Origin of the sequence: Bacteroides difficilis, from assembly GCF_048319815.1 — a bacterium.
GTDB classification, from domain to species: domain Bacteria; phylum Bacteroidota; class Bacteroidia; order Bacteroidales; family Bacteroidaceae; genus Bacteroides; species Bacteroides zhangwenhongii.
In genome coordinates this window covers 891,119-906,379 of the sequence record NZ_CP182814.1, presented here as the reverse complement: position 1 = coordinate 906,379, position 15,261 = coordinate 891,119, and the positions used below count along the sequence as shown (strand labels likewise).

11 protein-coding genes and 1 pseudogene are annotated in these 15,261 nt (G+C 43.2%); 7 read left to right on the top strand and 5 right to left on the bottom strand.

Annotated features, from left to right (window positions below; all coding sequences use genetic code 11):
• The first annotated feature begins 1 nt into the window (after window position 1).
• From ACNOGP_RS03490 to ACNOGP_RS03470, 5 genes and pseudogenes are all read left to right on the top strand, one after another.
• A complete protein-coding gene (locus tag ACNOGP_RS03490) occupies window positions 2-1,492 on the top strand; it encodes a glycoside hydrolase family 30 protein (protein ID WP_195474587.1) in 1,491 nt (496 codons plus the stop codon).
• Between the two features lie 21 nt (window positions 1,493-1,513).
• The gene (locus ACNOGP_RS03485; protein WP_418214079.1) at window positions 1,514-3,559 is read left to right on the top strand and encodes a DUF5016 domain-containing protein; all 2,046 of its coding nucleotides are present in this window, start codon (window positions 1,514-1,516) and stop codon (window positions 3,557-3,559) included.
• Between the two features lie 33 nt (window positions 3,560-3,592).
• Complete coding sequence (locus ACNOGP_RS03480; protein ID WP_418214078.1) at window positions 3,593-6,166, top strand: GDSL-type esterase/lipase family protein; 2,574 nt, start codon at window positions 3,593-3,595, stop codon at window positions 6,164-6,166.
• Between the two features lie 13 nt (window positions 6,167-6,179).
• A complete protein-coding gene (locus tag ACNOGP_RS03475) occupies window positions 6,180-8,432 on the top strand; it encodes a glycoside hydrolase family 3 C-terminal domain-containing protein (RefSeq protein ID WP_418214077.1) in 2,253 nt (750 codons plus the stop codon).
• A gap of 106 nt (window positions 8,433-8,538) precedes the next feature.
• Window positions 8,539-8,724, top strand: a pseudogene (locus ACNOGP_RS03470) (hypothetical protein); the annotation flags it as partial.
• Window positions 8,725-8,752: 28 nt separating this feature from the next.
• Here the strand turns inward: ACNOGP_RS03470 and ACNOGP_RS03465 are convergent.
• The 4 genes from ACNOGP_RS03465 to dapB form a co-directional block, all read right to left on the bottom strand.
• Window positions 8,753-9,406 (bottom strand): WbqC family protein, encoded by a 654-nt coding sequence (locus ACNOGP_RS03465; protein ID WP_418214076.1) that lies wholly within the window; start codon window positions 9,404-9,406, stop codon window positions 8,753-8,755.
• Window positions 9,407-9,475: 69 nt separating this feature from the next.
• Window positions 9,476-10,417, bottom strand: coding sequence for a signal peptidase I (lepB, locus tag ACNOGP_RS03460; protein WP_186966305.1), 942 nt, complete (start codon window positions 10,415-10,417; stop codon window positions 9,476-9,478).
• Between the two features lie 42 nt (window positions 10,418-10,459).
• Entirely contained in the window at window positions 10,460-11,944 is a 1,485-nt protein-coding gene (locus tag ACNOGP_RS03455; RefSeq protein WP_007762904.1) for a S26 family signal peptidase, read from the bottom strand.
• A gap of 32 nt (window positions 11,945-11,976) precedes the next feature.
• Window positions 11,977-12,741, bottom strand: a complete 765-nt coding sequence (gene dapB / locus ACNOGP_RS03450) for a 4-hydroxy-tetrahydrodipicolinate reductase (protein WP_195533269.1) — start codon at window positions 12,739-12,741, stop codon at window positions 11,977-11,979.
• An 83-nt stretch (window positions 12,742-12,824) separates the two neighbouring features.
• Between dapB and ACNOGP_RS03445 the strand changes: the two genes are divergently transcribed.
• Both ACNOGP_RS03445 and ACNOGP_RS03440 read left to right on the top strand, forming a co-directional pair.
• Entirely contained in the window at window positions 12,825-14,108 is a 1,284-nt protein-coding gene (locus tag ACNOGP_RS03445) for a DUF2851 family protein (protein WP_418214075.1), read from the top strand.
• A 63-nt stretch (window positions 14,109-14,171) separates the two neighbouring features.
• Window positions 14,172-14,696: a DUF4348 domain-containing protein gene (locus ACNOGP_RS03440; protein ID WP_418214074.1), complete on the top strand. Its 525-nt coding sequence runs from the start codon at window positions 14,172-14,174 to the stop codon at window positions 14,694-14,696.
• 23 nt (window positions 14,697-14,719) lie between these two features.
• Here ACNOGP_RS03440 and ACNOGP_RS03435 read toward each other — a convergent pair whose 3' ends face one another.
• On the bottom strand, window positions 14,720-15,235 hold the full coding sequence (locus tag ACNOGP_RS03435; protein ID WP_007762912.1) for a DUF1573 domain-containing protein: 516 nt from the start codon (window positions 15,233-15,235) through the stop codon (window positions 14,720-14,722).
• Window positions 15,236-15,261: the final 26 nt, after the last annotated feature.

The following is a 15,261-nucleotide window of genomic DNA, read 5'->3' as shown; positions in this document are numbered from 1 at the left end:
TATGATAAACATGAGAAATATAGCATTGACTTTTTTAGGATGCTTCACCATATTAGCTGCATGCAGCAACAGTGACGACGCAGAAAAACCGGTAGCACCTGTTCCAACCGGAGATGTGACGATTTATGCAACGACCAACAGCCTGACACGTGATTTAACCCGTGATGCGGTTAACTTCAGCTCGAAGGATAACTTGGCACCTACTTCTATCACGCTGGATCCTACAGAACAATACCAGACAATGGATGGTTTCGGGGCAGCCATAACGGGAGCTACCTGCTTTAATCTTTTAAAGATGCAGCCGGCGGACCGCCATGATTTCCTGACCGAAACATTCTCTGATAACAGTGGTTTCGGGTTTAGCTATATTCGTATTTCGATTGGTTGTTCGGACTTTTCGTTGAGCGAATATACTTGTTGCGATACGAAAGGAATAGAGAACTTTGCTTTGCAGAGTGAAGAGAAAAACTATATCTTGCCGATTCTGAAAGAGATTCTGTCCATTAATCCTTCTATTAAGATTATTGCAGCTCCATGGACTTGCCCTTTGTGGATGAAGGTAAAGAGTTTGGAAGATCTTACCCCGCTGACGACGTGGACAAGCGGACAGCTGAATCCTGCTTATTATCAAGACTATGCTACCTATTTCGTAAAATGGGTACAGGCATTTAAGGCCGAAGGTATTGATATTTATGCTGTGACTCCTCAAAATGAACCATTGAATCATGGCAATTCGGCTTCGATGTACATGAGTTGGGAAGAACAGAGAGACTTTGTGAAAACTGCGCTCGGACCTCAGTTCAAGGCTGCGGGATTGGATACAAAGATTTATGCCTATGATCATAATTATGACTACAGCAATCTTGAGGCAGAGAAACAGTATCCGGTCAAGATTTACGGTGATAGCGATGCATCCCAGTATATAGCTGGTGCAGCATATCACAATTATGGCGGCGATCGTGAGGAACTGCTGGAAATCCATAAAGCTTATCCCGAGAAAGAACTACTGTTTACGGAAACTTCTATCGGTACATGGAATAGCGGACGTGACTTGTCAAAGCGATTGCTGGAAGATATGAAAGAAGTTGCATTGGGAACAGTGAACAATTGGTGTAAAGGGGTGATTGTATGGAATCTGATGCTTGATAATGACCGTGCTCCCAATCGTGAAGGCGGTTGCCAGACTTGCTATGGAGCGGTGGATATCAGCAATAGTGACTATAAGACAATCATTCGTAACTCACATTATTATATCATTGCTCATCTTTCAAGTGTAGTGAAACCGGGCGCAGTACGTATCGGTGCATCCGGCTATTCCGACAGCAATATTATGTATTCTGCTTTCGAGAATACGGATGGTACATACGCTTTTGTTTTGATGAACAACAATGAGAAGACAAAGAAGATAACTATCAGTGATGGTAAACGTCATTTTGCTTATGATGTTCCTGGCAAGTCTGTGACCTCTTACCGTTGGGCGAAGTCGAAATAAGAACCTTAAAAGTATAAAGACATGAATAAAAGTATCTATATAATATTGGCATTGGTAGGAATACTGGCCATGAATTCCTGTAGTGACGATGAATTCCTTTCGGGTAATCCGGATATGGAACTCGGAGCTGGGAAAGTAAGTGCGCTCTATGGCGATAGTCTCCCGTTCACCATTAAGGCTTCGGATGTGGATGTACCTCTTTCTACTTTGAAAGCGAAACTTTTTTATGGAGAGGAGTTGGTGTCGGAAACTGTGATTCGCACCAAGACAAGTGGTAGCGATTATACGGGCAAAGTCTTTGTGCCTTATTATCCCAACGTGATTGATGGTAGGGCTACTTTGAAGTTTGTCCTTCAGAATATCCATTTCACTACTACGGAAATGGAGCGGGAGGTTGTTTTGTCCCGACCGGACTTCCCTTATGTCACTTTGGTTGACGAAATGGGTGAAGAATATCTGATGAAGAGGCAGTCTCTGTATAATTATAGTGTGACCGGTAGATTTCCTCAGGATATGAAGGCTTATTTTAAAACCCCAAAAGTCGGTGAAAACGGTAACGAACTGACTTTCGGCTGGGATAATGAGAATCAGCTTGCGGAAGGGAAGAATGTGGATCCCATCACTTTCTCCGGTACGGAGGCAGAACCTTATGAGGTAACTTTCAATGTGCTTACATACGCAGTTTCTCCATTGGTCAATGTATTGTTTGACGGAGAGAAGATGATAGCACAGGATGCGAATACTTATCTGATACAGAAATCATTTACTCAGGGACAGTCCATAGTAGTTGTGGGTATAGATCTGGATGGCTGGTGGATTAATCCGGATTATTTCAGGAAAGAATCCAATGGCACATTGACTTTCTTACCGATGGATGGCAAGTATCGTGTAGTAGCTAATATGAAACAGAAATATTTTAGTGTGACTCGTATGAACGGTGATAAAGAAGCTACTCTTTCTGATGACGGACATGGTGCTATTTGGTTAATGGGTTGGGGAGTCGGCTCACCTTCATTGGATTATCAATTCGGATGGAATGCAGGAAATAATTACAGTATATCAGAGATTGCGCCTAAGAAATATCAGTTTACCGGAGTGGCAGGTCCTGAACATGGTTCATCAATAGGACAGCGTTTCAGATATGATTATATAGGTTGTAAGTTTTTCTATCAAAATAATTGGGGAGGAGAGTTATCTAAAAATAATAGATTGACAGTCGTTGAAAGTTCAAAAGCATTGATCAAAGTAATAGACGAAGGGAATGATGATGGAAATATTGTATTAGCAGATGGTGTAACCCTTGAGGAAGGAGCTACTTATGTATTAACTGTTGATTTGACAGCCGGAAACGATAAGGGGACAGTTTCTCTGGAAAAAATTTCGGATGGAGAGGTGAAACCGCAACCGACGCTGGTACAGACGTTGTATTTTGATTTCGGTTCGAAGACTTCCGGCAGGGGAGAATTAACAGAAGGCATTGATAAGAATAATCATTATTGGAATAATATCTGTAATAATAATGTAGGAACGGGTGATGCGGCTAAATATGCTGACGCCGGTACTGTTTACTCGCCTTTGTTTAATTCGGATAATGTTCCAACGGAATATAAATTAACTTTAGACGTTCGTTTCTCGACTAATGGAATGGATGGTGCAGGTGGCTTAATGAGTCCTCAGGAAGAACTATTGGGAGATTTTGCTATAAAATCAGTTACTGAAGATTATTTCTATACCGAAAATGATGAAAATAAGGATAGGAGTTTTACTTTCTCTGGTTTGGATAAGGAAAAAGGATATAAGTTTTACATCTTTGGTAGTAGGGGAACCGCTGATACACGTATAGTAAATTATATTATGTCGGGATCCAATGATTATACAGGTGAATTGCAAACTTCAGGAACTAATTGTGGAGGAGACGGTATTAATCAGAACATAAAAAATATCTGTGAATCAGATATTATTTATCCTGATGGAAATGGTAAAATAAAGTTCACTCTGGAAAAAAAGGTCGGTAATTATGCGGCACTTAATGCCCTGAAAATAGAGGAATATACCAATGTTAAATAATAGAAGAATCATAAATCATAAGATTAGTAAGATATGAAAAAATATATATGCTTAGTATTTGCATTATTTGGAATGCTGTCAGTTGGTTCTTGCAATGATGATGATCCTGTTGCCTCTCCCATACCGGGGGAAGACGAAGAGGTAGTGATACCTGCGCCGGAGCCTATCAATCCTGTATTGGTACAAACCCTTTATTTTGATTTCGGTTCGGTAGGAGGGGAAAATAGAGGTTCTCAAACTGAAAGTCCGGATGAGAACGGACACTATTGGAATAACATTTATAATAATGATGGGACTTATGTTGCTATTAACTCTGTATTTAAGGACTTTGTTAACTCGGAAGGTACTTCCGTAGACTATAAACTGACGTTGAATACCCGTTTTTCTACTAATGGAGGTTCTGGCGGAGGTGGTTTGTTAACTCCTGACGCAGAGTTGTTGAAAGATTTTGCCGTATCTACAGCTACAGAAGATTATTTCTATATAGAGAGTGGGGAGAATGGCAATAACTTTACCATTTCCGGCTTGGATAAGGAGAAGGCATATAAGTTCTATGCGTTTGGTAGCCGAAATTCTACAGAGAAACGTGTTGCTTATTATACGATGTCCGGGTTGAACAGTTATCAAGGTGAGTTGCAGATTGCCGGAACAAACTTAGGCGGGGAAGGGGTTAACCAGAATATTGCTAATATCTGTGAGTCCGGATTAGTCTATCCGGATGAAGAAGGCACTCTGACCTTTGCTGTTTCTCGTAGTACGGGAGCATATATGGCAATAAATGCTTTGAAGCTAGAAGAATATACCGATGTAGAACGTCCCCAAACATTTACTTCGTTGACAATAACCGGTAGTGCGGTAGAAGAAGGAGAAGTGCCTATGCACGTGATTTCTCCGACGGACAAGGTAAGTAATAAGTTTGAAGCTTTTTTGTCACTTCAATCGGGTAAGTTTTCTTTCAAGGGGGTAACACCGGAGGGCGTATCTACTGATATTGGAAAGGGACATGAACCTGGTGTTGTGGCGATGAATAGTTACGGTATTTCGGCAGAGGTGACAGGTCCGGTATATATTGTAGTGGATATGTCAAAAAAGAGTTATACCATTACTCCGGTAGAAGAATGGAGTATTGTTGGGAGTGTTACGGAAGGAGGTTGGAATGCCGGAGCTGGTGTACCGCTTGCCTATCAAGGCAAAGGTGTATGGGGCGGACGGGTAAAACTGACCGGACTTGGTACGGCAAGTGACCGTGCCCGTTTCAACTTTATTATGAACAAAAGTTGGGATTATACAATGAAACGTATTTCTGATACTCCTAATGAAGTGGCTTTCTCAAATTCCGGCTATTCTTCCAGTGATATAAATTTGAATCATGGTACGTATAATATCACTTTAGATCTCCGTCGTTTCGCTTTCTATATTGATTGTGGTGAAGAAGGTATAGATCCTTTTAAGATTTCTGTAATGGGATCTTCTGTCGCTAACGGACAGGGGGCAGACAGTAATCATGGTTATGCCTATATGTTCGGAGAATTGCAGGACGAGCGTTTCAAGAATCAGGAGACCCGTCTGCCATGGTATACATCTGGTATTTCTATTGGTGGAAACAGTACATTGAATTTGTTGGCTCGTTACAATGATTTGTTGTATGACTGCGGCAAGTATGTTATCTTCGGACTTTCTTTGGGTAATGAGGGAATACATGGGGCTGCCGATCAGCAGGCTATCTATAATCAATTCAAGGACAATATGCAGACTTTGATTAGTAAAGCGCGTGAAGACGGTAAATATCCCGTGATGATGAATAATTATACTCGTGGAGATTTTGAGGAGAGCGATTATAGGTATGTAAAACAGATGAATCTGCTGATTCATGAGTGGGATCTTCCTTCTGTCAATATGTTAGGTGCAATAGATAACGGTAGTGGTAAATGGGCAGACGGTTATCAGAATGGTACGGATCTTTATCATCCGAATACAGAAGGACACCGTGAGTTCCTTTATGCTATGGTTCCTTCGTTGTTTGATGCAATAGAAGCTGGCAAGACCCTTCCTGCACGTGTCTCCGGAACTTCATACACTTTGGCGGGAAAGGTTTTGGAATTTACTCCGGAAGAAACAGTACATCCGTTTACAATCTCCTTTAAGGTGAAAGGTGCTACAGATGGAACGATTGCCACTTTTACAAATGGTGGCAATACTATGGGAACTTTGAAGATTCAGGAGGGAAAGGTAGTATATAACTCTCCATCGCAAGGTAAAATAGTAGGTGGAGATGTTACGGATAATCAATGGCATGTAGTATCTTTGACACATTATTATGCACAAGGACGTACATTGCTATACACCGATAAGAGTTTAGCAGGAGAATTGAACGAAAAACTGACTGTAGGTAAGTTTATTATCGGTGATAATAGTTCTACAGAGGGCAGAGAGTACAGTGAACTGTTCTTCTACCGTTCAGCAATGAATGAGGAAGAAATAAACAAACTTTGTGATGGAAGTATGTTGAAGTCCAGTTTGGAAATCTATGCTCCGTTGGATGGTTCGAAATCAACAATTGAGAATCTGGCTCAAAGTATGAATACTGTGGTAGTAAAGTCTGAATAAGAATAGAAATTATATGAATATGAAACTCAAAGTAATGTTACTTGGCCTGTCCATAATGACCGCATTGCCTGTCTGTGCGCAGAAACCGGTATATTTGGATACGAATAAGCCAATCGAAGAGCGAGTGAAAGATGCGTTGAACCGGATGACTCTTGAAGAAAAGGTCAAGATGATTCATGCACAGTCTAAATTTAGTTCGGCAGGTGTACCCCGTCTCGGCATTCCGGAAGTATGGGCTACCGATGGTCCTCACGGTATCCGTCCGGAAGTATTATGGGATGAATGGAATCAGGCAGGATGGACAAACGATTCTTGTATTGCTTATCCCGCACTCACTTGCCTTGCCGCGACGTGGAATCCCGAAATGTCCTATCTTTATGGAAAAAGTATCGGTGAAGAAGCACGCTACCGGAAGAAAGACATTCTGTTAGGTCCCGGTGTGAATATTTATCGTACCCCTTTGAACGGACGTAATTTTGAATATATGGGCGAAGATCCTTATTTGTCTTCCATTATGGTAGTTCCTTACATCAAGGGGGTACAGGAAAACGGAGTGGCTGCCTGTGTGAAACATTATGCGTTGAATAATCAGGAGTTCAACCGGCATACAACTAATGTTGAAGTAAGCGACCGTGCGCTTTATGAGATATATCTGCCGGCTTTTAAGGCTGCTGTTCAGGAAGGGGGAACTTGGTCGATAATGGGTTCCTATAACCTTTATCAAGGACAACATGGTTGCCACAATAAACGTTTGCTCAAAGACATTCTTCGGGATGAATGGGGCTTCGACGGAGTAGTGGTGTCTGACTGGGGAGGTGTGCATCATACCGAACAGGCCATCTATAACGGTATGGATCTGGAGTTTGGTTCGTGGACAAACGGATTATCTGCCGGAACGAGAAACGCTTACGATAATTACTATTTGGCTTTCCCTTATCTGCGGTTGATAAAGGAAGGTAAAGTCGGTACAAAAGAGTTGGATGAAAAGGTAAGTAATGTCCTTCGTCTGATTTTCCGCACCTCAATGGATCCGAATAAACCGTTCGGTTCTTTAGGCTCTCCCGAACACGGGCAAGCCGGACGAAAGATAGGCGAGGAGGGAATTGTTCTTTTGCAGAATAATAATAACGTGTTGCCTATCGATCTGAACAAAGCGAAGAAGATTGCCGTTATCGGTGAGAATGCGATTAAGATGATGACAGTAGGCGGTGGTAGTTCTTCTTTGAAAGTCAAATATGAGGTTTCTCCGTTGGATGGATTGAAAAATCGAGTGGGATCGCAGGCAGAGGTTGTATATGCCCGTGGGTATGTCGGTGATCCGACAGGAGAATATAATGGAGTGAAGACCGGACAGAACTTGAAAGATGATCGTTCGGAAGATGAACTCCTTGCTGAGGCTCTGCAGGTGGCTAAAGATGCTGATTATGTAATCTTTTTCGGTGGTCTGAATAAGAGTAGCCATCAGGACTGTGAAGATTCGGACCGTGCTTCTTTAGGTTTGCCATACGCACAGGATAGAGTGATTGGTGAAATTGCAAAGGTAAATAAAAACCTGATTGTGGTTAATATTTCCGGTAATGCGGTAGCCATGCCCTGGGTGAATGAAGTGCCTGCTATTGTTCAGGGATGGTTTCTAGGTTCGGAAGCCGGAATGGCTCTTGCCTCCGTATTAGTAGGAGACGCCAATCCTTCGGGAAAGCTTCCTTTCACCTTCCCGGCAAAACTGGAAGATGTGGGTGCTCATAAATTAGGAGAATATCCGGGCAATAAAGAAGAATTGGCACAGTCTAAACATAAGGGAGATACTATTAATGAAATCTATCGTGAGGATATCTTTGTAGGTTATCGTTGGGCGGATAAAGAAAAGGTCAAACCGTTGTTTCCGTTCGGACACGGATTGAGCTACACTACTTTCGCCTATGGAAAGCCTTCGGCTGACAAGAAAACAATGACAGCAGATGATACTATCTCTTTCACGGTCAATGTGAAGAATACAGGAACTCGTGAGGGGCAAGAAGTTGTTCAGCTTTATATCAGCGATAAGAAATCCTCTCTCCCTCGTCCGATCAAAGAGTTGAAAGGTTTCCAGAAAGTGAAACTGGCTCCGGGAGAAGAGAAAGCAGTAACGCTGACGATTGATAAGAAAGCATTGAGCTTCTTCGATGATGCTAAACACGAATGGGTGGCCGAACCGGGCAAGTTTGAAGCAATTATCGGAAGTTCTTCAAGGGATATTAAAGGAACTGTACCATTTGAGTTGAAATAGGTATATGTTTGGTTAGAGATTTTTTAAGGAGATGACAGAGAGTCTGGGTACTCAGAAAACGCTAAGTGATTGCAACAAATTGACTTAGCGTTTTTTTTATTGCCTAATTTTCCCTGCTAAGATTTTTAAGAAGGATAGGGCAGATTATATTCTTTCTTCACAACAGGCGCAAGATGATGAAACCAACTGGCCTTTTGGGGATTTCATGGCGGTGCAATTGAAAAAATCACTGTCTTTGGAAATTCAAAAATATAAAGCTTCTCACAATAAAGGATTTAGTTTTATGTTTTAATCTTGTAGGACTTCTTTTGATAAGACTTTCATCCATTTGTATATCTTTCACCGCCTAGTACCAACAGACTTTCCGGTCCCATATTGAACAACAGGTCTATGATACTTAAATTAGGTAGAAAACCTAGTTTGGACTCGAAAACCTGATAGTAAGGTTGTGGAATAAACTCTGTATCTACTTCCCGGAAATCCTTTTTGGGATGGATGACTTCCCGAAAATCGAATTCTCCGGGAGCAAACTCCATCTTATATTCGCTAGTACGCTCCATAGTGGGGTGAATATCTATCAATTCACAGACCATCCGGCATAGTTCTTCGTTGAAATCGATTAAAAACTCATATTTCTTTTCGTAGAAAGGACGGAAGTCGTCCTTGTAATATTCAAAGAAAGGAGTACTGTTGTAGGCTGATTCGATGGCGTTCCAGTGCAGATGTCTCCAGTTGCCGTGGTCGGAAATGCGGATATCCTTCATTGGACACTTCAATGTGTCGGGTTTTACGGTTGGGATGGAAAGAGCTAATTCGCCGGATGGGCCGGCAATGGTACATCGGTTACGATACGTTTGTTTGATATAGTGGTCGTGTTGTTCTACAAACACCTTGTCATAAGCCAGCAACTTGGTATAATATTCGACGGGAGCGAGATAAGCTGAAGATAAATAAGCTATTTTCATTTCTTTCATTTTAATTCGTTTAGGGGACTCTATAATGAAGGATATTATTCAGGAGTAGTTTCTTTTATGATCCGGAGATTATTTCACTGTTCTGAAAAAACGGTTCCATCGGTATCCGTCAAACAGTCCTGTATCTTTTTCTTTGGAGAACCATATGACGGAGGCTTTTCCGATGACATGGTCTTGCGGGACAAATCCGAAAAGACGCGAGTCGGAGAAGTTGATGGTATTGTTAGACCCCATCCAATAATAATCTTTTGTGAAATAACAGCGTTTCGTGGGCTTTCCGTCCACGTAGAGGGTATCGTTTTTTATCTCTGCCTGTTTGCCTTCGTGCATCACGAGTGTATTTCGTAGCAGGGTTATGTTCCAGGGACAGACACCTATAAATTGCCCCTTTCTGGGAACAATCAGTGGATTCGGATCAGTGTTTCCCTTGTTCGACAGAGGTTGAATGAAGCACTCTTTTCCATTCATCGCCTGTTCCAACAGATAGTATTCATAACGGCTGAAACTGCGCACGTGGGTACTGTCATTGCTTCCCATCAATCCGTCGTTGGTGATGGAAAGAGTATGCATCAGTGAAGTTATCAGATCTTCTTTTGAGGCAGGATACGAATAAAGCCTTTTCTTATCCGGGTTGAACTGTGCTTCGGGTGAAATAACTGAGAAAAGGGAATCAACAAATAAGGTGTCACCCGGCACTCCGAGACAACGGCTGATATAGATTTCTCGGCGGTCGATGATAGGTTCCCGGATTCCGGCGGGATTATTGAACACTACGATATCTTGTCGCTGTACAGGACTTTCGCACCAACGATGATAGGAGAAAAGCGACATGAAAGGAACTCGTAACCCGTAACTCCATTTGTTGACTAAGATGCGTTCACCTTGGAAAATGGAGTTTTCCATACCGGTGGAAGGGATAAGGTAGGATGTAAAAGCAAATCCTCGGAGCAGAAGCACTACGACTACTGCTCCGGCAAATGCCAGTATCCATTTGAATTTACGAATGTTCATCAATATTTATCACCTTATCACGCTATTCTATCCGTACACTTATCATCCTACCCACTTGAAGAGTCGGTTCCAACGGATCTTACCGTCAAACCATCCGCGGTCTTTATCGAGCGACAGCCATACGACAATCGGCTTGCCTACTACATGGTCTTCGGGCACGAATCCCCAATAACGGGAATCGGCGGAATTATGACGGTTGTCACCCATCATCCAATAATAGTCCATCTTGAAGGTATATTGATCGGTCTTTTCACCGTTGATGTAGATACCGTCCGGTTTCACTTCCAGTTTGTTGCCTTCGTAGGCTACGATGCAACGCTCGTAGATAGGCAGATTATCTTCTGTCAGCGTGATGGTAGCTCCTTTGGCGGGAATCCAGATAGGACCATAGTTGTTGCGGTCCCATTTCGTGTAAAGATTCAACGGATACATCTGGCCTGCGTAATCTTCCGGTTCCATCACAATCTTGCTGATCAGTTTCTTGTTGCCGGACAGCGTGTCATACATCTTCTTAGTGAGCGGGAAATGATATACCGGATTCAGTCTGCCTTGTGCATTCCGGCTGTCGAGTCCCATCTCCAATAATCCGTTTTCCCAGCCGGAGTCTTCTATCAGCATTTGGTCGTCTTTGCTGATACCCAATTCACGGAGCATATCTTCCGGGATATACGGACCGGTAGTCTGCACGAAATAGTTGAATTGCAGGTTTTCGGGATTTTCGATAGCCTTACCGTCAATCATCACTTGTCCGTTGACAATCTGGAGCGTATCACCGGGAAGACCAACACAACGTTTAACGTAATTCTCTCTGCGGTCTACGGGACGCCAGAGGACTTCTCCGTAAGTACGTGGATTATTTAAAATCTGTTTCCGTCCGGCAGCGTAGTACAGGTCGTATACGGCACGCTGCTGTGCACGGGTTAAGCTGTCCATATCGATCCGTTTGGAATAGATACGTTGTCCTTCACCGTAAGCCAGCGTGTAAAAATCTGTTGTCTGTTGGTAGTTGACCGCTACCGTGTCACCTGCCGGAAAATTGAATACGACAATATCGTTCAACTTCACTTTGCCGAATCCCGGCACTCGTTTATATTTCCACTGCGGCCATTCTATGTATGATTTAGAGTTGAAGACGGGCAGTGTGTGTTGTGCCAACGGCATAGAAAGCGGTGTATTCGGCACACGAGGACCGTAGCTCATCTTGCTTACGTACAGAAAATCGCCTACCAGCAATGATTTCTCCAACGAAGAGGAAGGAATCTGGTAGTTTTGGAAGATGTAGATATTGACGAAGTAAACGGCGACCAGTGCGAAAACAATGGCGTCTATCCAGCTCATCACGCTGCGGACAACCGGATTCTTCGACTTTTTCCAGAAAGACCAAGGTACTTTCTTTGTGATATAAATATCGAAAATGAAAGGAACAACAATCAATCCCCACCAACTCCGTACCCAGATAAGGAAGGCAAGATAAAGAAGAATAGCAATGGCGCATTTAATCCATTGTGCGCGTGTGGCTTGTCTCATAATGGTATATATTTGAACTAGGTTCTGAAATCTTAATCGTTCAAGAATGGAAATAAATCACTCATGCCCAAGAATCCTTCGTGCTGGGCTGTATATTCGGCTGCCAATACAGCTCCGAGTACAAAACCTCCACGACTTTTTGCATCGTGTGTGAGGGTAATGCTGTCCACATCCGATTCGTACCGGATGGTGTGCAGACCGAACACTTCTCCTTCACGGATGGAAGCGATGGGAAGTTCGTTCGGAGCGCAGTCATTAGTTCCGCTAATGCTCCCGTCCGGTGCGGCGAATGTTCCTTTCACCCATTTGTCCTTGCGGTCTATATTCTGTAAGATACCTTCCGCCAGGGTGATGGCTGTTCCGCTCGGAGCGTCCAGTTTGTGAATATGATGCGTCTCGCTCATCGTCACGTCATAATTGGGGAACTGATTCATGATCTTAGCCAGATACTTATTGACAGCCGAGAAGATGGTAACTCCCAGACTGAAGTTGGACGACCAGAAAAGGGTCTTTCCACCTTCCGTACAGAGCTTTTTGATTTCTTCGCCATGTTCGGTCATCCACCCGGTGCTGCCTGATACCAGCTTCACACCGGCTTTGAAGGCTTTCATGTAATTACTGTAAGCTACCATCGGATTGGTAAACTCAATGGCTACGTCAGCCGATTTGAATGCTTCCGATTCGAAGTCTTCCTGATTATTGATGTCGATGATGCAGACAATTTCATGTCCGCGACTACGGGCTACCTTTTCTATCTCCTTGCCCATCTTTCCGTAACCGATCAGTGCTATTTTCATTGTTTTCTGACTTATATTCAAAATAATAGTTGCAAAGATAGGATTTTTATTACATTTGCAGTGCACATTAACGTCTTGTTAACATGGAACATCTTCTCCACTACGTGTGGAAACATAAATTATTTCCTCTGAAAGTACTGCAAACCACTGAAGGCTTACCGGTAGAAGTGATTGATTCCGGTCTGCAAAATCCCAATGCCGGTCCTGACTTTTTTAATGCGAAACTAAAGATTGACGGTACGCTATGGGTGGGAAATATAGAAATACATACACACTCCTCGGATTGGTTCCGTCACGGTCACGATAAGGATAAAGCATACGATTCGGTCATTCTCCATGTGGTCGGTGAGGCGGATATAGAGGTAACCCACACGGACGGCGGACAGATTCCGCAATTAATATTGACTTGTCCTGAAAATGTGCAGTCTCACTATCATGAGCTCTGTGTAGCCGATCAGTATCCGGCTTGTTATCCTATCCTCGCCTCTCTTCCCAAACTTACCGTCCATTCTTGGCTGACAGCCTTGCAAACGGAACGTTTGGAAGAAAAAGCCCGCTTGATAACGGAGCGCTTGAAGCATTGCAATCATAATTGGGAGGATGCCTTCTTCGTCACTCTTGCCCGCAATTTCGGTTTTGGTTTGAATGGAGACGCTTTTGAAACGTGGGCGGGAATGTTGCCTTTCCGTGCGATAGATAAACATCGCAATGATTTGTTCCAAATAGAGGCTTTCTTTTACGGCTTGGCAGGATTGTTGGAAGATTCGTTTCTTAAAAAAGGGCAGGAGGATGAGTATAGTCTACGTCTTATCAAGGAGTTCCGTTACTTGCAGCGGAAGTTTGAATTCACCCAAGTGATGAATGCTACTCTTTGGCGTTTTCTCCGGCTTCGTCCCGAAAACTTTCCTACTGTTCGTCTGGCTCAGTTGGCCTACCTTTATCAAAGAGGGGATAAGTTGTTCTCGCGGTTGCTGGAGGCAGGGACACTGACGGAGGTGAGGACGCTTCTTGAGGTCGGTACTTCTTCTTATTGGGAAAGTCATTATCTGTTCGGCCGGACTTCCTCGCAAAAGAAGAAAACGATGGGAGAGCGGTCAAAAGACCTGATTATTATCAATACAGTAGTTCCTTTTCTTTATACTTACGGACTGCATAAGGCAGACGAGGGAATGCGCGAACGTGCCGGGCGCTTTCTGGAAGAATTGAAAGCGGAAGACAATCATATTATCCGTTCGTGGAGTGCGGCAGGTCTTCCGGTGGTCAGTGCGGCGGACAGTCAGGCGTTGATACAGTTGCAGAAAGAGTATTGCGACCGGAGAAAATGCCTGTATTGCCGTTTTGGTTATGAATATTTGCGGCACAAATAATCAAGATATCAAACTAGTCATTATCTTTGCAGCATCAATCAAACTCTTAATTTATATCGTGTTATGAGAGCTAAAAAGTTTGTATACTGCTTGCTGATGATAGTGTTGTTTGCTGGTATTCCCACCGGTAAGGCGGTGGCGCAATCCGGTGAGGACTTCAAACCGTTTCTGGATAAGTTTACTTCCAGTGCAGCATTCCAGTACACTCGCATTAAGTTCCCGTTGAAAACTCCGATTACCTTATTGGCAGATGATGGTGAAACAGAGAAGACATTCCCTTTTACTAAGGAAAAATGGCCTTTATTGGATAGCGAGACGATGAAAGAAGAACGTATCGCGCAAGAAGAGGGGGGAATTTATGTTTCCAAATTCACATTGAACGAGCCTGATCGCAAAGTGTTTGAAGCCGGTTATGAGGAATCGGAAGTCGACTTGCGTGTCGAATTCCAGCTCTTGCCTGATGGAAAATGGTATGTAGTAGATTGCTATACAGGATGGTACGGCTACGACCTGCCTATTGCTGAATTGAAACAGACGATACAACAGGTAAAGGAAGAGAATGCAGCTTGCAAGGAAATACATCCCTAGCGAATAGCCGGTAGGGACTTTGTTTATGGTGTCCCTACATAATATCCCAGTTCGGACTCTTTTCCGTCCACCATCTCTTTGACAATACCGTTTTTGGCATTGAACTCTTGGAAGAGTTCCTCATAGTCACGTGTATAGTCGGCGTCCGGTACTACATTGACATCAAAGGTCAATTCCGCTTTCCCGTCGGGAAGCATATTCCCGAAAATCCGGATACGGTGAACAACCTCGCCTATATTCTTGATACTGTTGTAGGTTGCCTTGAATTGTCGGATACCCTCTTCCGGAATGATGATATGTGAACTTTTATCCAGAATGATACAGCCGCAAGAGGGCTGGATATCCGAAATGACCAGAGGAGCGTCACCGGTGTTCGTGATTGTGAACATGATATCCAGTTGTTGCCCTTGTTTGATAGGATAATAATGCCTCACCGAGTCTTTTATGACCATGGTCGTAGGACGTACTTTCTTCTTACACCCTGAGAGGAAGAAGGGAAATACTGTCAATAAGAGGATATAAAGTACCGATTTGTTCATAGTGGCTGTTTTATGTTATAGGGATT